Annotated in this window: 18 protein-coding genes and 2 pseudogenes; 12 read left to right on the top strand and 8 right to left on the bottom strand. The window is 70.2% G+C overall.

Annotation, left to right across the window (positions count from 1 at the left end; translation table 11 throughout):
- Positions 1 to 58 precede the first annotated feature (58 nt).
- The 11 genes from BLV96_RS37710 (at position 59) to BLV96_RS37660 (ending at position 10,691) form a co-directional block, all read left to right on the top strand.
- Positions 59 to 1,006: an ABC transporter substrate-binding protein gene (locus tag BLV96_RS37710; RefSeq protein ID WP_086671707.1), complete on the top strand. Its 948-nt coding sequence runs from the start codon at positions 59 to 61 to the stop codon at positions 1,004 to 1,006.
- Positions 993 to 1,871, top strand: a complete 879-nt coding sequence (locus BLV96_RS37705; protein ID WP_086671705.1) for an amino acid ABC transporter permease — start codon at positions 993 to 995, stop codon at positions 1,869 to 1,871. The genes BLV96_RS37710 and BLV96_RS37705 overlap by 14 nt, the downstream gene beginning before the upstream one ends.
- Complete coding sequence (locus BLV96_RS37700; RefSeq protein ID WP_086671704.1) at positions 1,864 to 2,631, top strand: amino acid ABC transporter ATP-binding protein; 768 nt, start codon at positions 1,864 to 1,866, stop codon at positions 2,629 to 2,631. The genes BLV96_RS37705 and BLV96_RS37700 overlap by 8 nt, the downstream gene beginning before the upstream one ends.
- A complete protein-coding gene (locus BLV96_RS37695; protein WP_086671702.1) occupies positions 2,628 to 4,346 on the top strand; it encodes an aminotransferase class V-fold PLP-dependent enzyme in 1,719 nt (572 codons plus the stop codon). The genes BLV96_RS37700 and BLV96_RS37695 overlap by 4 nt, the downstream gene beginning before the upstream one ends.
- Positions 4,347 to 4,390: 44 nt before the next feature.
- Positions 4,391 to 4,771 carry an effector-associated constant component EACC1 gene (locus BLV96_RS37690; protein WP_086671725.1) on the top strand — a complete coding sequence of 127 codons (381 nt, stop codon included), beginning with the start codon at positions 4,391 to 4,393 and terminating at the stop codon, positions 4,769 to 4,771.
- Between the two features lie 164 nt (positions 4,772 to 4,935).
- Positions 4,936 to 6,522 (top strand): alpha/beta hydrolase, encoded by a 1,587-nt coding sequence (locus BLV96_RS37685; RefSeq protein ID WP_167379870.1) that lies wholly within the window; start codon positions 4,936 to 4,938, stop codon positions 6,520 to 6,522.
- 153 nt (positions 6,523 to 6,675) lie between these two features.
- Complete coding sequence (locus tag BLV96_RS37680) at positions 6,676 to 7,575, top strand: ABC transporter ATP-binding protein (protein WP_086671700.1); 900 nt, start codon at positions 6,676 to 6,678, stop codon at positions 7,573 to 7,575.
- Positions 7,572 to 8,303 carry an ABC transporter permease gene (locus BLV96_RS37675; RefSeq protein WP_086671698.1) on the top strand — a complete coding sequence of 244 codons (732 nt, stop codon included), beginning with the start codon at positions 7,572 to 7,574 and terminating at the stop codon, positions 8,301 to 8,303. The genes BLV96_RS37680 and BLV96_RS37675 overlap by 4 nt, the downstream gene beginning before the upstream one ends.
- A 150-nt stretch (positions 8,304 to 8,453) precedes the next feature.
- On the top strand, positions 8,454 to 9,071 hold the full coding sequence (locus BLV96_RS37670; protein WP_086671696.1) for a hypothetical protein: 618 nt from the start codon (positions 8,454 to 8,456) through the stop codon (positions 9,069 to 9,071).
- Positions 9,068 to 9,379 carry a transcriptional regulator gene (locus BLV96_RS37665; RefSeq protein ID WP_086671694.1) on the top strand — a complete coding sequence of 104 codons (312 nt, stop codon included), beginning with the start codon at positions 9,068 to 9,070 and terminating at the stop codon, positions 9,377 to 9,379. Before BLV96_RS37670 ends, BLV96_RS37665 begins: the two co-directional genes overlap by 4 nt.
- Position 9,380: 1 nt before the next feature.
- The gene (locus BLV96_RS37660; RefSeq protein WP_086671692.1) at positions 9,381 to 10,691 is read left to right on the top strand and encodes a DNA polymerase IV; all 1,311 of its coding nucleotides are present in this window, start codon (positions 9,381 to 9,383) and stop codon (positions 10,689 to 10,691) included.
- Positions 10,692 to 10,694: 3 nt separating this feature from the next.
- Here BLV96_RS37660 and BLV96_RS37655 read toward each other — a convergent pair whose 3' ends face one another.
- The 6 genes and pseudogenes from BLV96_RS37655 to BLV96_RS37635 all read right to left on the bottom strand — a co-directional run bounded on the left by BLV96_RS37655 (position 10,695) and on the right by BLV96_RS37635 (position 16,115).
- Positions 10,695 to 11,780, bottom strand: a complete 1,086-nt coding sequence (locus tag BLV96_RS37655) for a glycoside hydrolase family 88 protein (RefSeq protein WP_086671690.1) — start codon at positions 11,778 to 11,780, stop codon at positions 10,695 to 10,697.
- 71 nt (positions 11,781 to 11,851) lie between these two features.
- Positions 11,852 to 12,508 (bottom strand): FadR/GntR family transcriptional regulator, encoded by a 657-nt coding sequence (locus BLV96_RS37650; protein WP_086671688.1) that lies wholly within the window; start codon positions 12,506 to 12,508, stop codon positions 11,852 to 11,854.
- Positions 12,509 to 12,511: 3 nt separating this feature from the next.
- Positions 12,512 to 13,537, bottom strand: coding sequence for an ABC transporter permease (locus tag BLV96_RS37645; protein WP_086671686.1), 1,026 nt, complete (start codon positions 13,535 to 13,537; stop codon positions 12,512 to 12,514).
- A pseudogene (locus BLV96_RS51590) lies at positions 13,534 to 14,238 on the bottom strand (ATP-binding cassette domain-containing protein); the annotation flags it as partial. The gene BLV96_RS37645 and the pseudogene BLV96_RS51590, both read right to left, overlap by 4 nt.
- Before the next feature lie 318 nt (positions 14,239 to 14,556).
- Positions 14,557 to 15,027 (bottom strand): annotated as a pseudogene (locus tag BLV96_RS51585) (ATP-binding cassette domain-containing protein); the annotation flags it as partial.
- Positions 15,028 to 15,140: 113 nt separating this feature from the next.
- On the bottom strand, positions 15,141 to 16,115 hold the full coding sequence (locus BLV96_RS37635; RefSeq protein WP_086671683.1) for a substrate-binding domain-containing protein: 975 nt from the start codon (positions 16,113 to 16,115) through the stop codon (positions 15,141 to 15,143).
- A gap of 367 nt (positions 16,116 to 16,482) precedes the next feature.
- Between BLV96_RS37635 and BLV96_RS37630 the strand changes: the two genes are divergently transcribed.
- Positions 16,483 to 17,607 carry a CapA family protein gene (locus tag BLV96_RS37630; RefSeq protein WP_086671681.1) on the top strand — a complete coding sequence of 375 codons (1,125 nt, stop codon included), beginning with the start codon at positions 16,483 to 16,485 and terminating at the stop codon, positions 17,605 to 17,607.
- A gap of 101 nt (positions 17,608 to 17,708) precedes the next feature.
- On the opposite strand, the gene BLV96_RS37625 is transcribed toward BLV96_RS37630, so the two are convergent.
- Both BLV96_RS37625 and BLV96_RS37620 read right to left on the bottom strand, forming a co-directional pair.
- Complete coding sequence (locus tag BLV96_RS37625) at positions 17,709 to 18,725, bottom strand: family 2 encapsulin nanocompartment cargo protein polyprenyl transferase (RefSeq protein WP_086671679.1); 1,017 nt, start codon at positions 18,723 to 18,725, stop codon at positions 17,709 to 17,711.
- A partial coding sequence (locus tag BLV96_RS37620; protein ID WP_091390109.1) for a family 2B encapsulin nanocompartment shell protein occupies positions 18,722 to 19,702 on the bottom strand: 981 nt, incomplete at its 5' end. The genes BLV96_RS37620 and BLV96_RS37625, both read right to left, overlap by 4 nt.

The following is a 19,702-nucleotide window of genomic DNA, read 5'->3' as shown; positions in this document are numbered from 1 at the left end:
TTGACCTCTTCAACAACGAGTTGTACCGTTCCGGCCAGCCGAACAGTGGAGGTCCGTTATGTCCCGTTGTCGTGCCGCACAGGCAGTGCTGCTCGCGAGCGTCGCCGTCCTGGTGGCGGCCTGCGGTGGTGGTCCGGACGGCGCGGGCGGGACGTCGCAGGCCGCCGGCGCACCGGCGTCCGGCATCCCGGACACCGCCGCGATCGTGCAGGGCGTGCAGAAGGACGCCCAGCTCAACGCGGCCCTGCCGGACAACGTCAAGCAGGCGGGCCTGCACCTGGCGTCGAACCTGCAGTCCGCGCCCAACAACTTCTACGCCGCCGACGGCAAGACGCCGATCGGCTACGAGGTCGACCTCGCCAAGGCGATCGCCGCCAAGCTCGGCGTCCCGGTCACCCACCAGGACATGGCGTTCGGCTCGCTGATCACCAGCCTCCAGTCCGGTCGCATCGACCTGACCATGGCCGGCATGAACGACACCAAGGCCCGCCAGGCGCAGATCGACTTCGTCGACTACTTCACCTCGGGCATCACGATCATGATCCGCAAGGGCAACCCGGACGGCATCACCGGCCCGGACACGCTCTGCGGCAAGAACGTCGCCGTCGTGCAGGGCACCAGCCACCAGAAGTTCGCCGAAGCGCAGAGCGCCAAGTGCACGCAGGCCGGCAAGCCCGCGCTGACCGTCACCGCGACCGACAGCGACAACCAGAACCAGAACCAGCTGCGCACCGGCCGCGTCGCCGCGATCCTCAACGACCTGCCCAGCGCCGTCTACATCTCGCGGACGGCGGGTGAGGGCAAGTTCTTCGAGGTCGTCCCGGGCGAGCCGATCGAGGGCGGGCCGTACGGCATCGGCGTCAACAAGCAGAACACGCCGCTGCGCGACGCCGTGCAGAAGGCGCTGCAGGCCCTGATCGCCGACGGCACCTACGGCAAGATCCTGCAGGCCTGGGGTGTCGAGCAGGGCGCGATCAAGGAGGCCGCGGTCAATGGCGGCTCCTGAACCGCTGCCCATCGTCCGGCTCCGCCACTGGGGACGCTGGGTCGCCGCCGCGATCATCGTGGCCCTGCTCGTCCTGCTGGGCATCGCCCTCGGCAACGCGCAGATCGAGTGGAACCAGGTCCCGGACTTCGTCTTCTACAAGGTGATGGCGACCGGCCTGCTCAACACCGTCGTGCTGGCGGTGCTGTCCCAGGCCGTCGCGATCGTGCTCGGCATCGTCATCGCCCTGCTGCGCCGCAGTGCCAACCCGGTCGCGCGGTGGTTCGCCGCCGGCTACATCTGGATCTTCCGCGGCCTGCCCGTGCTGCTGCAGATCCTGCTCTGGTACAACCTGGCGCTGGTCTTCCCGGTGATCGACATCCCGTTCCTGGTCCACGAGCAGACGAACGTGCTGATCAGCGCGTTCACCGCCGCGTTCCTCGGCCTGGCGCTCAACGAAAGCGCGTACATGGCCGAGATCGTCCGAGCGGGACTCAACAGCGTCGACAACGGACAGACGGAGGCGGCCAAGTCGATCGGCATGACGCCGGCCGCGACGCTGCGCCGGGTCGTGCTGCCGCAGGCGATGCGCGTGATCATCCCGCCGACCGGCAACGACTTCATCAACATGCTCAAGGGCACGTCGATGGCGTCGGTGATCGGCGTGACCGAGCTGATCCACGCGGCCAACAACATCTCGTCCAACAACCTGCTGGTGATGGAGACGCTGCTGGCCGCGGCCGTCTGGTACATGGTCGTGGTGACCGTCGCCGGCGTCGGCCAGCACTACCTGGAACGCGCGTTCGGGCAGGCCGACCGTGGCCCGCTTTCCCGCGCGGGCAAGGCGTTGCGCGGCGTGCCGCTGGTGAGGAGTGCCCGTGTCTGAGCCACTGCTGCGCGCCGTCGGCGTCCGGAAGTCCTACGGCCACACCGAAGTCCTCGGCGGCATCGACCTGGAGGTCCACAAGGGACAGGTCGTCTGCCTGCTCGGGCCGTCCGGCGCCGGGAAGAGCACGTTCCTGCGCTGCATCAACCACCTCGAGACCATCGACGCCGGCCAGATCTGGGTCGACGGCGAGCCGATCGGCTTCCGGCAGCGCGGCGGGAAGCTGTACGAACTGCGCGAACGCGAGGTGGCGCGCCAACGGCGTGACATCGGCATGGTGTTCCAGCGGTTCAACCTGTTCGCGCACCGGACGGCGCTGGAGAACGTCGTCGAGGGCCCGATCCGGGTGCTTGGCGTGAAACCGGACGAGGCGCGCAAGCAGGGCCTCGAGCTGCTCGACCGCGTCGGCCTGGGCCAGCGCGGCGACGCCTACCCGGCGCAGCTGTCCGGCGGGCAGCAGCAGCGCGTGGCGATCGCCCGGTCTCTGGCGATGAAACCCAAGCTGATGCTGTTCGACGAGCCGACGTCCGCGCTCGACCCGGAGCTGGTCGGCGAGGTCCTCGAAGTGATGAGTACGTTGGCGGGGGAGGGGATGACGATGGTCGTCGTGACGCACGAGATGAGCTTCGCCGCGGAGGCCGCCGACGAGGTGGTGTTCCTGGCCGACGGCGCCGTCGTGGAGACCGGGCCGCCTGACCAGGTGCTGAGCGCGCCGAAGCACGAACGCACCCGGCAGTTCCTGGCGAGGATCCTCGCGTGACGCGGATTTCGCCCCGGTACCTGCTCCAGTTCGACGAGCCCGCCGGCTACCTCGACTTCGCCCGGTTCGGCCCGCCCTCGCACGCGGTGCTCGACACGACGGCCGCTCTGCTCGACCAGGCCACCACGGCCGGTCCGTCCACTGTGGACGAGCTGATGCGGCAGGAGATCCGCGCTAAGGCGGCCGCCGCGCGGCTGTCCGGTTCGGACACCGACCACACCGTGCTGCTCCCGCACACCAGCCTCGGCCTGTTCCAGGCCGCGTTCAACAGCACCGGTGACGTGCTCGTGTCGGCGGCCGAGTTCCCGGCCAACACCTACCCGTGGGCGCGTGCCGAGCAGGCCGGGCGGTTGCGGGTGCACCGGCTGACCGGCGGATACGTGACGCCGGAGCGCGTCGCGGCCGCCTTGACGCCGGAGATCACGACCGTCAGCGTCAGCGCGGTCGACTTCCGCACGGGCTACCGCGCCGACCTCGCCGCCCTGCGCGACGTCGTCGGCGACCGGCTGCTGGTCGTCGACGGGATCCAGGGCTTCGGCGTGGTCGAGGAGCCGTGGGAGGTCGCCGACGTCCTGGTCGTCGGCGGGCAGAAGTGGCTGCGTGCGGGCTGGGGAACGGGCTTCGCGGTGCTGTCCGACCGTGCCTTGGAGCGGATGGACCCGGTGCTGTCGGGCTGGACCGGCGCGCGCGACCCCGGCCTGTTCGACGACGAGATCCACCCGCCGGACGCGACCGCGCAGGCCTGGTCGATCTCCAACCTGAGCCCGATCACGTCCGGCGCGTTCGCCGAGGCCCTCGAACTGGTCGAGGACGCCGGCGTCGGCGCCATCGCGGGGCGCATCGCCGAGCGGTTGACGTCTTTCGAGGAGGTCTTGGCCTCCTGCGGCGCCGAAGTCGTCTCGGCGGTCGATCGCCGGGCGGGAATCCTGGCGTTCACGCTGCCCGGCCACCCGGCCGAGCAGGTCGGGGCGGCACTGGCGAACGCGGGGATCGCGGCGACCGTGCGGCCCGAGCACGTCCGGCTCTCGCCGCACGCCTCGACTCCGGCGGCCGCCGCGGATCTGCTGCGTTCCGCGTTGGAGACGTTGACGAAGCCGCGTGAGCCCTTGGTCGTCCCGGCCGCGGGTGCGACGACGCACGAGGTGCTGACGGCGCTGGTGCCGGCGATCCCGGGTCTCGCGGCGATGCTCGGGCCGGGCAACGAGGTGCTGCTGCACGACCTGAGCCGGCTGCCGGACTCGATCGTCGCGATCGCGGGCGACCTGACCGGCCGCAACGTCGGCGGGCCGATGACCGACCTGCTGCTCGGCCTGGTCCGCCGCGGCACCACCCAGGACCTGACGAACTACCGCACGCACGGTCCGGACGGCCGCGCGATTCGATCGTCGACGCTGTTCCTGCGCGACGCCGACGGGGTCGCGGTCGGGTGCCTGTGCGTCAACAGCGTCGACGCGTCGGCTTCGGTGGGCGGCAACGGCGAGCCGGAGACTTTCCCACCGGACGTCGACAGCCTGCAACGGTTCCTCGTCGACCGCGCGGTGACGAAGGCCGGCATCCCGGTGGACCTCATGAAGAAGCGGCACAAGGCCGCGGTGGTCCGGGAACTCGACGAAGCCGGTTATTTCCTGATCAAGGACGCGGTCGACCACCTGGCCGGCCGCCTCGACGTCACGAGGTACACGATCTACAACTACCTCAACGAAATCCGTGCCTGATCGGGGCCTTGCCGACGATCGCCGGGGAGCGCACCATGGCGCGCATGACCGAACCGGACACCCGGCGGGCCCTGGTGCGGCTCGAAGCGGACGACGAGGCGGACGAGGAGGAGCTCGACCGCCTCGCCCGCCGGTTGCGCGCCGAGCTGGGCGAGCTGGACGTCGACCTGCGCGCGCTGCCGGCCGAGGCACCGGAGGGCGCGAGGGCGGCGGACCCGGTGACGGTGGGCTCGCTGCTGGTGGCGTTCAGCGCGGCGGGCGGCGTGTTCCCGGGCCTGGTGGAGACGCTGAAGGAGTGGCTGGGCCGCCAAGCGGGCAAGCACAAGATCAAGGTGACGATCGACGGCGACACGGTGGAGCTGGAGCGGGCGACGACGGCGGAGCGGCAGCAGCTGATTGAAGCCTTCGTCCAGCGGCACGGCTGAAGCGGTCCGCCGCACAGTCCACTTCGGACGGGCGCGTGCCCTCGATGACCGGTTTCCGCCTTTCGTAGGGCATTCCCGATCCCGACCCCGTTTGCCCTGCCCCCGGGCCCGGGAGCGGGTCTAGGGTTCTCCCGCCCGAAGTCGCAGGGGAAAGGGAGAAAACAGTGAGACGTGCCGTAATCGCCGCGGTCTCCGCCGCCGCGGTGGCGTCCGCGCTCGTGAGCGCGCCGGCCGCGACCGCCGCGCCCGCACCCGCCGCACCGCAGGCCGCCGGGACCATCGCCTGGGGGCCGTGCACCGATCCCACGCTCGTCGCCGCCGGGGCCGAATGCGGGTTCCTGGACGTGCCGCTCGACTACTCGAAGCCGCACGGCGACAAGATCCAGCTCGCCGTCGACCGCGTCAAGCACAAGGTCCCGGACGCGCAGTACCAAGGCGTCATGCTGACCAACCCCGGTGGCCCCGGCGGTTCCGGCCTGCTGCTGGCCACCCGCGGGCCGCGCGTGCCCAACCACGCCGGGGACGCCTACGACTGGATCGGCTTCGACCCGCGCGGGGTCGGCTCGAGCAAGCCCGCGCTGAGCTGCGACCCGAACTACATGGACTACAACCGGCCGGTGTACGCGCCGGTCACGCCGCAGCTGGAGAAGACCTGGCTCGCCCGCTCGAAGGGCTACGCCGAGGCCTGCGCGAAGAACAACCCGAAGGCCCTGCTGGAGAACATGAAGACGACCGACACGGTCAAGGACATGGACTCCATCCGCCAGGCGCTCGGGGCGAAGCAGCTGAACTTCTACGGCTACTCCTACGGCACCTACCTCGGCCAGGTCTACGGCACGCTCTTCCCGAAGAACGTCCGCCGGATGGTGCTCGATTCGACCGTCGACCCGCGCGGGGTCTGGTACGGCGACAACCTCAACCAGGACGTCGCCTTCGACAAGAACATCCTCATCTGGTTCGGCTGGGTCGCCCAGCACGACGACGTCTACCACCTCGGCAAGACCCAGGCCGCCGTGCAGCGCGTGGTCAACGAGCAGCTGCTCAAGACGACCTTCAACCCCGCGGGCGGCGTGATCGGCCCGGACGAGATCCTCGACGTCATCCAGCAGGCCAGTTACTACCAACTGCGGTGGACACTGCTGGGTGACGCGCTGTCCCGGTTCGTCAACCAGGGCGACTGGCAGAACTGGAAGTCGCTGTTCGAGTCCTTCGGCGGCCGTGGCGACGACAACGGCTACGCGGTCTACCTCGCCGTCCAGTGCACCGACGTCCAGTGGCCGACCAGTTGGAACCAGTGGAAGCGCGACAACTGGCAGACCTTCGCCAAGGCGCCGTACTTCACCTGGCAGAACGCGTGGTTCAACGCGCCGTGCCTGTACTGGCCCGCGAAGGCAGGCAAGCCGACCAAGGTCGACGGCAAGGGCGTCCAGAGCGTCCTGATGATCGACGAGACGCTCGACGCGGCGACCCCGTTCCCGGGCAGCCTCGAGGTCCGCAGCCGCTTCCCTGGCGCGTCGCTGATCGCGGAGCCGGGCGGCACCAGCCACGCGATCACCCCGCGCGGCAACGCGTGCGTCGACAACAAGATCGCCGACTACCTGGCGACGGGTGCGCTACCCGCCCGCAAGCCGGGCCGCACGGCCGACGTCGAGTGCGCCCCGCTGCCGCAGCCGACGCCCCCGGCGCCGACCGCGGCCAAGGCGGACGCCACGGCCACGCAGGGTCTCGTGTCCGGGCGGTTCGCCGGCTGACCTGCGAAAACCCTTGTTGACGGGGTGTCGGGCCCAGTGCCCGGCACCCCGTTTTTCATGCTTTCCCACACCGGGGGCTTTGAACCTACGTGGACTTTGTGTTACAAAGTGCAGGTCGAGTTTGCGTTTCAAAGTCGAGAAGGGAGGGACGCCATGACTGGGGGACCGGCGTTCGAGCTGCGGGGCCTGACCAAACGGTTCGGCAGCGTCACAGCCGTCGACGGGGTGTCCGTCGAAGTCGCCCGCGGGGAGGTCGTCGCGCTGCTCGGGCCGAACGGCGCGGGCAAGTCGACCACCGTCGACATGCTGCTCGGGCTCACCAAGCCGGACGCGGGAGCCGTCACCGTCGAAGGTGGCAGCCCGCGCGAGGCCGTCGACCGGGGGCTCGTCGGCGCCATGATGCAGAACGGCGCGCTGCTGGGCGACGTCACGGTCGGCGAGATCGTCGACCTGGTCGTCTCGACGCACGCGAACCCGCTGCCGGCGAGCGAGGTCATCGCCCGCGCGGGCCTGGAGAACCTCGTGAAACGCCGCTGCGGCAAGCTGTCCGGTGGCGAACGCCAGCGCGTCCGGTTCGCCCTCGCGCTGGCCGGCGACCCGAAGCTGCTCGTGCTCGACGAGCCCACCGCCGCGATGGACGTCGACGGCCGGCGCGCGTTCTGGGCGGCCATCCGCGAGTACGCCGCCGGCGGCCGGACTGTGCTGTTCGCGACGCACTACCTGGCCGAGGCCGAGGACTACGCCGACCGCGTCGTGCTGATGCGCCACGGCGTCGTCGTCGCCGACGGGCCGGTCGCCGAGGTCCGCGCCGCGGTGTCCGGGCGGGTGCTCAAGGCCGCCGTCCCGGGCGCCACCGAAACCGACCTGGCGCGGCTCGCCGGCGTCACGAGCGTCCAGCTGCGCGCCGGCCGCGCCGAGCTGGCCTGCGCCGACTCCGACGCCGCCGTCCGCGCGCTGCTGGCGGAGTTCCCGCAGGCGGCCGACATCGAAATCACCGCGCTCGGCCTCGAAGAGGCCTTCCTGGCGCTGACCGCCGAGGAGGCTGCCGCGTGAACACGACGTACCTGAGCCTGGAGATCAAGCGGATCGTCCGCAGTCCCCAGTTCACCATCTTCACCATCGGCATGCCGGTCGCGATGTTCGTGCTGTTCGGCTCGATCTTCGGCAAGCTGATCGCGCCGAACGGCCTGGCGGCGAACGTCCAGACGATGATCAACCTCGCCGCGTACGGCGCCGGCGGCGGCGCGCTGTTCACCGGCACCCGGGTGGCACAGGAACGCACCGACGGCTGGCAGCGGCAGCTGCGCCTGACCCCGATGCGCGGCCCCGGCTACCTCGTCGTCAAGGTCATCTCCGCGATGGCGGTCGCGCTGCCGGTGCTGCTCGTGGTGTTCCTCGCCGGGCTGGCGCTCGGCGTGGAGATGACGGCCGCGCAGTGGGGCCTGGTGCTGGTGTCGCTGTGGGTCGGCGTGCTGCCGTTCGCGGTGCTGGGGCTGGCCATCGGCCTGTTCGGCAAGGGCGACACGGTCGGCGCGGTCACCGGCGCGCTGATGATGCCGCTCGGCATGCTCGGCGGCCTGTGGATCCCGCTCTACGTCCTCCCGGACTGGATGGCGACGCTGGCCCACTTCTTCCCGACGTACTGGCTCGGCCGGCTCGGAACCGAACCCCTGGCGCACGCGGGCGGAATGGGTTTCGCGGTGCTCGTGCTGGCGGGCTGGCTGGTCGTGCCGGCGCTCGTGGTGGTGCGCCGGTTCCGGCTGGACACGGCGCGGCTGTAAGTGCTTGTTAACCTCCGTGCGGTGAACCTTGTTCTGCCGTCGCCCGGCGCACCACTTGGTTCCGAGCCTCCGTTTCCGAGCGGGGCGCGCCGGGCTAACCAGAACAAGGTTCAAGTACTGAGGGGTCTGCGCGGACGAAGGGCGGGACGGGTGGACGACGAGCCGATGTCGGCGGAGGAGTCGCTGAACCTGATCGCCCAGCAGTCCCGGCGCAACCGCCGGGAACTGGGCGGGGGCCCGGCGCGGATGCTCGCCGCCTGGGCCCTCGCCTGGATCGTCGGCTGGGGCTTCACCTACTTCGCGACGCAGACCGAAAGCATCCCGGGCTGGGTCGGCGGCGTGCTCGTCACCGTGCTGTTCCTCGGCGCGATGGCCTACACGGCGTTCGTCAGCGCCCGGGCCGGGCGGGGCATCCGCGGCCCGTCGAAGACCGCCGGCGCGATGTACGGCTACAGCTGGGCGCTCGTCTCGATCGGGCTGGCCGTCGTCGACATCCGGATCACGAACTTCGGCACGCTGACCTCCGACCAGGTGTCGCTGCTGTGGTCGGGCACCTGGCTGCTGGTCACCGGGGTCATGTACCTCGCGGGCGGCATGCTCTGGCAGGACAAGCTGATGTACGGCCTCGGCGCGTGGATGATCGTGTGCTCGGCGCTGAGCGTGCTGGTCGGGTTCCCGGCCGACTTCCTGGTGCTGGCGGTCTGCGGTGGCGGCGGGTTCCTGCTCGCCGCGATCGTCTACTTCGTGCGTGAGAAGAAGCCGCGATGAGCGAGCTGCCGCAGCTCGACCCGGTCATCCACGCCCAGGCGCGGCTGCGCGTCACGGTCGCGCTCGCCGGCCTGCACGCCGGCGACCAGATCACCTTCCCGCGGCTGCAGCAGCTCCTCGACATGACGGCCGGCAACCTTTCGACGCACCTGCGCAAGCTCGAGGACGCCGAGTACGTCGAAATCACCAAGGCCTACGAGCACCGCACGCCGGTCACGCTCGTCCGCCTGACCGCGGCCGGGCGCGCGGCGTTCGAGAGCTACACGAAGGCGTTGCACCAGCTGCTGGACGCCACCGGCGGGGACTGACGTGGCCCGCTGGGTGATCCACCTCGACCTGGACGCCTTCTACGCGTCGGCCGAGCAGCTCACCCGCCCGACGCTGGCCGGACGCCCGGTGCTCGTCGGCGGCACCGGACCCCGCGGCGTCGTCGCGGGCGCGAGCTACGAGTCGCGCGCGTTCGGCATCAAGTCGGCGATGCCGATGGCCCAGGCGCGGCGGCTGCTCCCGGCGAACGGCGTGATCGTGCCACCGCGGTTCCGCGTGTACGAGCGGCTCAGCCAGGAGGTCTTCGGCGTCGTCACGTCGGTGGCGCCGCTGCTGGAGAAGATCTCCCTGGACGAGGCCTTCGCCGAGCCGCCTTCGCTGCTCGGAGCTTCGTTCGAAACCGTGAGCGAGTTCTGTGCTTCCCTGCGGGCGCGGATCCGTGCCGAGACCGGGCTGGTGGCGTCGATCGGTGCGGGCAACGGCAAGCAGATCGCCAAGATCGCGTCCGACGAGGCCAAGCCCGATGGGCTCCTGGTGGTGCCGCAGGGCACCGAACGGGAGTTCCTGGCGCCGCTGCCGGTGCGCGCGCTGTGGGGGATCGGCCCGGTGGCGGAGGGGAAGCTGCGGTTCATCGGCGTCCAGACGCTCGGACAGCTGGCGGCGCTGTCCGAACAGGACGCGGTGGCGACGCTGGGCGGCGTGGTCGGCCGGGACTTGCGCCGCCTGGCGACGGGCTTCGACGACCGCCCGGTGGCCGACCGCGGCGAGACGAAGCAGGTCAGCGCGGAGACGACGTTCGACACGGACATCATCGACCTGGCGTCGTTGCGCGCCGAGGTCCGCCGGATCGCGGTGGGGGCGCACAGGAGGCTGGTCAAGGCCGAGCGGGTGGCCCGTACGGTGGTGATCAAGCTGCGCCACACGGACATGCACACGGTGACCCGCTCGGAGACGATTTCGGCCCCGACCGACGACCTGGCGGAGCTCTCGGCGGTGGCGGAGCGGCTGCTGCTCGACCCGGCGGAGTTCGGCGGGGTCCGCTTGGCGGGAGTGGCGTACAGCGGGTTGTCGGTACCGCACCAGGACGCACTGTTCACCCTGGCGGCGCCTTCGGTGCCTTCGACGTCGACGGTGGTGGCGGCGCCGGCACCGGTCGCCGCCCCGCCGTCGGAGTGGCGACAGGGCGACGACGTCGTGCACGCGGAGTTCGGCACGGGCTGGGTGCAGGGCGCGGGCCACGGCCGGGTGACGGTCCGCTTCGAGCACCGGACCTCGGGGCCGGGCGCGGCGAAGACGTTCCCCCAGGACGACCCGGCCCTGACCCGCGGCGATCCGGGGGACTGCCTGAAGTAGGCCCTACTCCGCCGAGCAGCCCTGCAGCTTGGCCACTTCCTGGCCCGCCAGCAGGAACGCGCCCACGCCGAACGCCGACGTTTCCGTGGCCTTCGCCGTCGCCGGGCGGTCGCCCACCGGCTGGACGTAACCCACCAACCCGTTGGCCTGCAACGACTTCGTCGACAACGCCGTCCACGCCTTGTCCACCACCGGGCGGTAGCGGGACGCATCGAGGATGCCCGCGCTGATGCCCCAGCCGATGCCGTACGTGAAGAACGCCGTGCCGCTCGTCTCCGGGCCGCCGTGGTCCCACGGGTTCAGCAGGTCGGAGTTCCAGAAGCCGTCACGCCGCTGCAGCAAGGACAACGAGAACGCCATCTTCTTGAACACCCGCAGGTACTCCGGCCGGCGCGGGTCGTCCGTCGGCAGCACCTGCAGCACCTTCGTCAGCGCCGCCAGGGCCCAGCCGTTGCCGCGGGACCAGAACACCCCTGAACCCTTGAACCGCTCGTCGCGGTACCAGAGACCGGTGAACTCGTTGTACAGCTTGCGTTCCGACGTCCGGTACAGCTTGTCCATCGCGTCCAGGTAGGACGGATCATGGTCGATCACGCTCATCCGCGCGAACGACGGCATCGCCATGTTCAGCGCGTCCACGTAGTTCCAGTAGTCCCGGTGACCGGCCTGCACGGAAGCCACTTCGTCCTTGATGCGCGTCCGGATCGAGTCCAGCGAGATCTCCGGGTGGAAGTACGTGTACAGGTCCAGGTACGCCTCGCCGGCCGCCTGGTTGTCCGGGAAGAACGGCCGCTTCGGGTCGGCCGGCAGCTGGTACCCGTTGGCCTGCGCCCACGGCAGCGTCTTGTGGTTCGACTGGCCGGTGGTCCGGACCAGCGCCAGGTTGCCGACGTGGAACGTCGCGTTCTGCCAGTCCGGGGCGTCGAGATTCGTCCCGTTGGTCACCCAGTAGTTGCCGGCGGCGACCATCTGGCCGGTGATCGGGCAGGCCGGAGCGGTCTCGGCGGTGGCCGCCGGAGCGGAGAGCAGGCTGCCCGCCACCGCCACGGCCGCGAGCACGCCAAAGCCACGAATACCCGGGAAACGCATGGAAGCGTCCTCCTCAGCACCTCATGGCGGCGGGTCGGTCGCAGCGAGTGAAGCGCTTCCCGCTGGACGTGTCAAGGTGCCGGTGAGCGGTACGGCGCAACGGTTTCCAGCAGCCGGCGCGCCGCCGACTCGGCCCCGTCGGCGTTCTTCGCGAGCACCAGTGTCAGCACGCGGGAATGCGCGACGAGCTCCAGCGGCTCGCCGTGCGCCCGCAGCGCCGCGACGACCGGGACCTGCAGCTGCGCGATCAGCGCGTTGCCGGACGCGCGGATCAGCGCCGCGTGGAACCGCGAATCGGCCTCCCGGAACGCTTCCGGGTCGGCCCGCTCGACCGCGTCCGCCATCAGCTCGTAGGCCGCGGCCATCGCCGACAGCTCGTCCGGCCGCCGGTGCCGCGCCGCCATCCGCGCCGCCTGCGGTTCGATCGCCAGCCGCAGTTCGGCCAGCTCGCGCAGGTGCCGGGGCCGGTCGGGCCCGTTGACGCGCCAGGCGATGACGTCCGGGTCGATCGCGTCCCACGCGTCGGGCGGCAGCGTCCACGTGCCGACCCGCGGCCGCGCGGTGACCATGCCCTTGGACTCCAGCACGCGCAGCGCCTCGCGGACCACGGTCCGGGACGCGGCGAAGCGCCGGCCGAGCTCCTCGGGGACGAGCGGCTGCCCGTCCCCGAGGACGCCTTCGACGATGAGCCTGCCCAGTTCGTCCACTATCCGGGCGTGGAGGTTCACCCGCTACTCGGGCAGGCCGACGCGCCGCTCCCCGCTGCGCAGCTGCTGCAGCACGACCGCGATCACGAGCAGGGCGCCGTGGGCGACGTTCTGCCAGAACGGGTTGATGCCCAGGCCGGACATGCCGTTGTCGAGCACGCCCAGGATGACCACCGCGAGCACCGTCGAAATGATCGACCCGCGGCCACCCTTGAGCATCGTGCCGCCGAGCGCGGCGCCGGTGACGGCCTGCAGCTCCAGGCCTTCGGAGCCGGAGACCGGCTGGCCGGAGCCGGTGCGCGCGGTGATCAGGATGCCCGCGACCGCGGCGACCACGCCGGCGAGCGCGTAGACGCCGATGATGTACCGGTTGATGTTGATGCCGGCCAGCCGCGCGGCCGTGTCGTTGCCGCCGATGGCGTAGACGTTGCGGCCGATGTCGGTGTACTTGAGCAGGAAGTGCAGCAGCGCCGCGACGATCAGGAACACCCACACCAGCGACGGCAGCCCGAGCACGGACCCCTTGGCCAGGAAGATGAACAGGTCGTCGCCGCCGGTGTAGCCCTGCGACTTGCCGTCCGAGATGACCTGCGCGACGCCCTTGTAGGTGGCGAGCATGGCCAGCGTCGCGACGACCGGGTTGACCCGGCCGAAGATGATGATCATGCCGTTGATCAGGCCGCAGACGATGCCGATGCCGATCGCGGCGAGGATGCCGACCTCGGCGTTGCCGGTCGAGGTGAACACCATCGCGGAGATCACCGAAGCGAGCCCGGCCATCGAGCCGACCGAGATGTCCAGCGCGCCTAGGATGATCACCAGCGTCTGGACGAGGGCCAGCAGCCCCATGATGGTGATCGCGCTGCCGATGAGCAGCAGGTTGTTGGTGCGCAGGAAGTTGTCGTTCAGGATGCTCAGCAGCACGATCAACGCGATCAGCGTGATGATCAGGCTGGAGTTCTGCACGCCGATGCCGGTCAAGACCCGGCGCGCGGCGCTCGGCTGAGCCGGGGCGGCAGGGGCCGACGTTTCCTTGGTGGGGGTGCTCATGCGCCGATCTCCTGGGCTTCTTCCACGGCTGGTTCGGTTTCGGGGATGGCGAGGGTCAGCACGGCTTCCTCGGTCGCGTCTTCGCGGCCGATCTCGCCGGCCAGGTGCCCGGCCCGCATGACGAGGATGCGGTCGGCGAGCGTCAGCACCTCGGGCAGGTCGGAGGAGATGACCAGCAGCGCGATGCCTTCCGCGGCGAGGCCGTCGATGATCCGGTAGATCTCGGCCTTCGCGCCGACGTCGACGCCTCGGGTCGGCTCGTCGAGGATCAGCAGCTTCGGCCGCCGCGCGAGCCAGCGCGCGAGGACGGCCTTCTGCTGGTTGCCACCCGACAGCTTCCGGACTTCCTGCTCCATCGACGGCGTACGCACGCGAAGCTCGCTGATGTACTCCTCGACGAGCGCGCGTTCCTTCGCCCGCTTCACCACGCGGAAGCGGCGAAGGCGGTCGAGGACGGCGATGGAGACGTTGTCGCGTACGGACCGCTGCATGAGCAACGCGTCCGTCTTGCGCTCTTCGGGCGCGAAGCCGATGCCGGCCTTCACGGCGTCACCCGGGTTGTGCGCGCGAAGGCGCTTCCCGTCGAGCGTGACCGTGCCGGACCGGATCGGCAGGTCGCCGACGATCGCGCGGGCCAGCTCGGAGCGGCCGGCGCCGACCAGCCCGGCCAGGCAGACGACCTCGCCCGCGCGGACCTCCAGGGAGATGCCGGTGACGTCGTCGGTGGTGACGTCGTCGAGCTTCAGCACGACGTCGCCGGTGTCCTGCGTGACGCGGCGCTCGAGGGCGGAGAGGTCGCGGCCGATCATCATCCGGACCAGGCCGGGCTCGTCGGTCTCCGCGACCTGCTGGACACCGACGAGCTTGCCGTCGCGCAGCACGGCGACGCGGTCGGCGAGCTGGAAGATCTCCTTCATCCGGTGCGAGACGTAGACGACCGCGACACCGCTGTCGCGCAGGCGGCCGATCAGCCGGAACAGCGCCTCGACCTCGTGCTCCGACAGCGACGACGTCGGCTCGTCGAACGCGATCACCTTCGGCGGCGCGGCCGCGGTGAGGACGCGCAGGATCTCGACGAGCTGGCGTTGCGCGGGGGAGAGGGCGACGCCGAGCGTGGCCGGGTTGAGCACGCCTTCGAAGCCGTACTCGACGAGCGCGTCGTGCGTGGCCTTCAGGAGCGTGCGGCGGTTGAAGACCCGGCCCTTCGCGGGGAGTTCGCCGACGAAGACGTTCTCCGCCACCGAAACGTGCGGGATGATCTCGGGTTCCTGGTAGATCACGCGGACCCCGGCGGCCATCGCCGCGCGCGGGGTGTCGAACGTGACTTCGGTGCCGTCCAGGAGGAGCCGGCCGTCGTCGGGGCCCTGGTCGCCGGAGAGGACGCGCAACAGCGTCGACTTCCCGGCGCCGTTCTCGCCCATCAGCGCGAGCACCTCGCCGGACCGGAACTCCAGCGAGACGTCGTCGAGGGCGGTGACGCCGGAGAAGCGCTTGCCGATGCCCTCGACGGCGAGCGCGGGTGAAGAGGAGGACATGGTGATCCTTCGGTACGGCGGGCGCGGGCGTCACTTTCGTAGGGAAAGTGACGCCCGCGGGAGTTCGGTCAGGTGCAGTTGACGCCGGCCTGCTTGTAGTTGTCCTTGTTGACGATCGTGGTCTTCGCGATCGTCTCCGCGGGCAGTTCCTTCCCGTTCTTCACCTTGTCGACGAGCACCTGGATCGCCGAGCGGCCGACCTCGGCGCCGGAGATGTAGAGCGCGGACTTGTTGCCGGTGTCCTTGCCCGCGGCCCAGTCCTTGCAGTCGAGGTACGCGCCGAGCCCGACACCGATGATGTTGCTCGCCTGCACACCGGAGTTGGCCAGCGCCGTCACGACACCGGTCTCGTTCTCGTCGTTGCAGCCCCAGACGACCCAGTGCTTGACGCCGGGGTTGGAGCCGATCACCGCGCCGGAGCGGTTCTGCGCGTCGACCGGGGTGTTGTCGGTGCCGACGTCGATCACCTGGACGTCGGAGCCCGCGGCCTTGGCGAACGCCGACTTCGCGGCGCCGACGCGGTCGGTGCAGACGGACAGGTCCTGCTTGTAGGCGCTGATGATCTTCGTGTCGGCGGCGGTCCAGCCGGCCGCCTTGAACAGCTTCCCGGCCTCGGTGCCGACCGAGTCGCCCATCTGGCTGCCGTTGAAGCCCACGAAGGGGGCCTTCGCGCCGGTGCCGTCCTTGATGACGTCGTCAGAGGCGATCAGCGGGATGCCCGCGCTCTTGGCCTTGTCGATCACCTGCGGGCCGATGGCCTGGTCCGGGACGACGATGGCGACGCCGTTGGCGCCCTGCGCGACCGCGGCGTCGAGTTCGCTGATCGCCTTGTTGGCGTCGTTGCCGAGGTTGACGACCTTGAGCTCGACGCCGAGCTCCTTCGCCTTCTCCTGCGCTCCCTGCGCCTGCTCGACGAAGTACTGCTGGTCACCCTGTTTCTGCAGGTAGTAGAGGGTGATCTTGCCGTTGGCGGGCGCCTGCTGCTGCGGGGCGGCGGTGTCCTTGCCCGAAGAGCACGAGGCCATCAGGACGCCGGAAATCAAACAACAACCAACAACGCTCCAGGTGCGGAACCTGTGCGAGTGTGGGGACATCGTTGCTCCCAAGGAGGCCGGGGTTTGAGTGGCGCGTGGGGACGCCGCTGGGTGACTGGTATTACAAAACACCCGTTCGTGGAGCGTCAAGCCGCAGTTAGCGGAGCGAGACCTACTCTCCGTAGTTGCATCGTGGCACGAGCGGGCGCCATTTATCGTATTTTTTCCCTGCTGTCCTGCGCGTTGTCCGGTTTTGTCCTGTGCGAATGTTCTGATCGGTGTTGTCGACTGTGGTGGAAGTTTTTGGTGACCGGGATGCCGTCTCTGCCGGTTTCGCCCGGCTGGCAGGATGGCCGGACCACGTTAGGGGGACCCGATGACGAAGCACCGCGTCGCCGCGCTCGCCGGGGTCGCCGTCCTGGCGGCCGCCTGCAGCACTCCGCCGCAGTCCGGCCCGGCGCCGACGCCGTTTCCGGAGACGGCTCCGTCTTCGGCGGCGGCTCCGGAGGGGTCCTTCAGCGTCGTCGCGACCGGCGACGTCCTGATCCACCCCGCGTTGACCGAGCAGGCCGAAGCCGACGGCAAGGGGAAGATCGACTACCGGCCGCTGCTGGCCGGGATCAAGCCGCTGATTTCCGGCGCGGACCTGGGGATCTGCCACCTCGAGACGCCACTGGCGCCGGAAGGCGGGCCCTACAGCGGGTACCCGTCGTTCAGTGCGCCGCCGGAAATCGCGGACGCGCTCAAGGACACCGGCTACGACACGTGCTCGACGTCGTCCAACCACACGATCGACCAGGGCGCCGACGGCGTGAAACGGACGCTGGACAAGCTCGACGAGACCGGGATCAAGCACACCGGCTCGGCGCGCTCGGCCGCGGAAGCGGCGAAACCGCTGGTCATGGACGTCCACGGCGTGAAGGTCGCGCAGGTGTCGTACGCCTTCGGGTTCAACGGGATCAAGGTCCCGGCGGGCAAGCCGTGGCTGGCCAACCAGATCGACGTCGACGACGTCCTGGCCTCGGCCCGCAAGGCGCGCGAGGCGGGGGCGCAGGTGGTGATCGCGAGCCTGCACTGGGGCGTGGAGTACCAGCACGACCCGACGGCGGAGCAGCGGTCGCAGGCCAAGAAGATCCTGGCGTCGGACGACATCGACCTGATCGTCGGCCACCACGCGCACGTGGTCCAGCCGTTCGAGAAGATCGGCGAGAAGTGGGTGGCGTACGGGCTGGGCAACAGCGTGGCCCGCCACTCGGAGCCGCGCGGCGACACGGAAGAGGGCGCGGCGGCCCGGTTCCGGTTCGTGCGCGACGGCGATCGGTGGAAGGTCGACAAAGCCGAGTACATCCCGACCTACATCAAGCTCGACGCCCCGATCCGCCTTCTCGACTTGTCGACATCGCCGAAGTCGGCGCAGGTGACGAAGGCACTGAGCGACACGGACAAGAACATCTTGAGCTTGGACGCCGACAAGGACGGGTTGACCCGCCCCGGCAAGTGACCCGCCGCGGTGTCGGGAAGTCCGTGAATGGCACATTCAGGGACGCTAAGTCCCTCGATGTGCCATTCACGGACTGCGGGTCCCTGCGAGGCCGGCTCTCGTCAGTGCGTGCGGGTCGTGATCAGGCGGGCCAACGCGGCCAGCTCCGCCGCCGGCCGCGGCACCGGGTTGACCGACGCCAGCTCCCGCAATCCCTTCGCCACCAAAGCCGCCGCCTGGGCCTGGCTCCACTGGCGACCACCCGCCTCGTCGACCAGAACAGCCGCGCGGGCCAGCTCGTCGTCGGTGAACGGGTCCGTTCCCGCGTACAACTCCGCCAGCTCCGCGGCCGCCGCCGTCCCCGACGACAACGCCGTCACCACCGGCAGCGACTTCTTGCGGTTCTGCAGGTCGGAAAACACCGGCTTCCCCGTCGAAGCGGGGTCACCCCAGATGCCGAGCAGGTCGTCGACGTGCTGGAACGCCAAACCGACCGACCGGCCGAACTCCCCGAACCGCGCCACCGCGTCCGGCCGCCCCGCGAGCAGCGCCCCCAGCTGGCACGCCGCCCCGATCAACGCCGCCGTCTTGCCGTTCGCCATCCGGACGCACTCCGCCGCCGTCACGTCGTCGCGCTGCTCGAAGTCGACGTCCGCGGCCTGGCCTTCCAGCAGGTCCAGCACACCCTGGGACAATAGCTTCGCGCCCTCGGGCGACAGCTGCTCGAACGCCACGCTCAGCAACGCGTCCCCGGCGAGCACCGCGGGCCCGGTGCCGAACACCGTCCACGCCGTCGGCCGGTGCCGGCGGGTCGTGTCGCCGTCCATGACGTCGTCGTGCAGCAGCGAGAAGTTGTGCACGAGCTCGACCGCCACGGCCGCGGGCACCGCCGTCGCGGGGTCGCCGCCCGCCGCTTCCGCGCACAGCAGCACCATGGCCGGCCGCAGCGCCTTGCCGCCGTCCGAGGACGACGGTCGGCCGTCGGCGTCTTCCCAGCCGAAGTGGTAGCCCGCGATCCGGCGCATCGCGTCGGGCAGCCTCTCGGCCGAGACGCGCAACGCGGGATCGACGAGTCCCTTGCTCCACGCGAGGACGTCGGCGATCGGCCGGGCGGCGGTCCGGGAGTCCATGGTCGTCATGAGCGGCCGACCTCGACGTCGTCGAGCACGCCGAGCGCGTCCGGCACCAGCACCGCGGCCGAGTGGTAGGCACTGACCAGGTAGGACGTCACCGCGCGGTCGCTGATCCCCAGGAACCGCACGTTCAGCCCGGGCTGGTACTCGTCCGGCAACGACTTCGGCCGGAGCCCGATCACGCCGGCGTCGTCCTCGCCCGTCCGCATCGCCAGGATCGACGTCGTCCCCGTTTCGGTGACGGGAATCTTGTCGCAGGGCAGAATCGGCACCCCGCGCCAGGCCATGACGCGTTTGCCGTCGAGCAGGGTCGTGTCGGGGTAGACCCGGGTCCGCGTGCACTCACGTCCGAACGCGGCGATCGCGCGCGGGTGGGCGAGGAAGAACTTCGTCTTGCGGCGCCGGCAGAGCAGGTCGTCCAGGTCCAACGGCGTGGGCGGCCCGGATCGGGTGGTGAGCCGGTGTTTGAGGTCGGCGTTGTGCAGGAGCCCGAAGTCGGTGTTGTTGACCAGCTCGTGTTCTTGCCGCTCCCGCAACGCTTCCACGGTCAGCCGCAGCTGTTGTTCGAGCTGGTTCATCGGGTTGTTGTAGAGATCCGTGACGCGGTTGTGCACCCGCAGCACGGTTTGCGCGACGGCCAGTTCGTACTCTCGCGGCGAAGGGTCGTAGTCGACGTAGGTGCCGGACAGGATCGGTTCGCCGTCGTGCCCGGCGGACAGGTCGATGCTGGCCTCGCCGGCCTTGTTCGCCGGTTTCCGGGGCTGGGCAACGGCTTCGGCGACGTGCGTCCGCAGCGGTTCGGACCGGCCGTTGAGCCTCGCGTACGCCGCGGCCGGGAGCACCAGCGCGATGACGCGCGTCGCGGCGCGGGCGGTGAACGACCACGTCGCGTCGTCGCGGGCGAGGAGTTCGGCGCCGAAGTGGTCGCCGTCGGTGACGGTGCCGAGGTGGGTTTCGTCGCCGTATTCGCCGCGGCCGTGCTG

The sequence above is a fragment of the Amycolatopsis pretoriensis genome (assembly GCF_900107925.1).
GTDB classification, from domain to species: Bacteria; Actinomycetota; Actinomycetes; order Mycobacteriales; family Pseudonocardiaceae; genus Amycolatopsis; species Amycolatopsis pretoriensis.
This window is presented reverse-complemented; position numbering and strand designations above follow the sequence as displayed.

What these genes read in the sequence shown, in the direction of transcription:
- BLV96_RS37710 (WP_086671707.1), top strand. Translation starts at nt 59, where the DNA reads ATGTCCCGTTGTCGTGCCGCACAGGCAGTGCTGCTCGCGAGCGTCGCC.
- BLV96_RS37630 (WP_086671681.1), top strand. Translation starts at nt 16,483, where the DNA reads ATGACGAAGCACCGCGTCGCCGCGCTCGCCGGGGTCGCCGTCCTGGCG.
- BLV96_RS37705 (WP_086671705.1), top strand. Translation starts at nt 993, where the DNA reads ATGGCGGCTCCTGAACCGCTGCCCATCGTCCGGCTCCGCCACTGGGGA.
- BLV96_RS37655 (WP_086671690.1), bottom strand. Translation starts at nt 11,780, where the DNA reads ATGCGTTTCCCGGGTATTCGTGGCTTTGGCGTGCTCGCGGCCGTGGCG.
- BLV96_RS37665 (WP_086671694.1), top strand. Translation starts at nt 9,068, where the DNA reads ATGAGCGAGCTGCCGCAGCTCGACCCGGTCATCCACGCCCAGGCGCGG.
- BLV96_RS37680 (WP_086671700.1), top strand. Translation starts at nt 6,676, where the DNA reads ATGACTGGGGGACCGGCGTTCGAGCTGCGGGGCCTGACCAAACGGTTC.
- BLV96_RS37625 (WP_086671679.1), bottom strand. Translation starts at nt 18,725, where the DNA reads ATGACGACCATGGACTCCCGGACCGCCGCCCGGCCGATCGCCGACGTC.
- BLV96_RS37690 (WP_086671725.1), top strand. Translation starts at nt 4,391, where the DNA reads ATGACCGAACCGGACACCCGGCGGGCCCTGGTGCGGCTCGAAGCGGAC.
- BLV96_RS37645 (WP_086671686.1), bottom strand. Translation starts at nt 13,537, where the DNA reads ATGAGCACCCCCACCAAGGAAACGTCGGCCCCTGCCGCCCCGGCTCAG.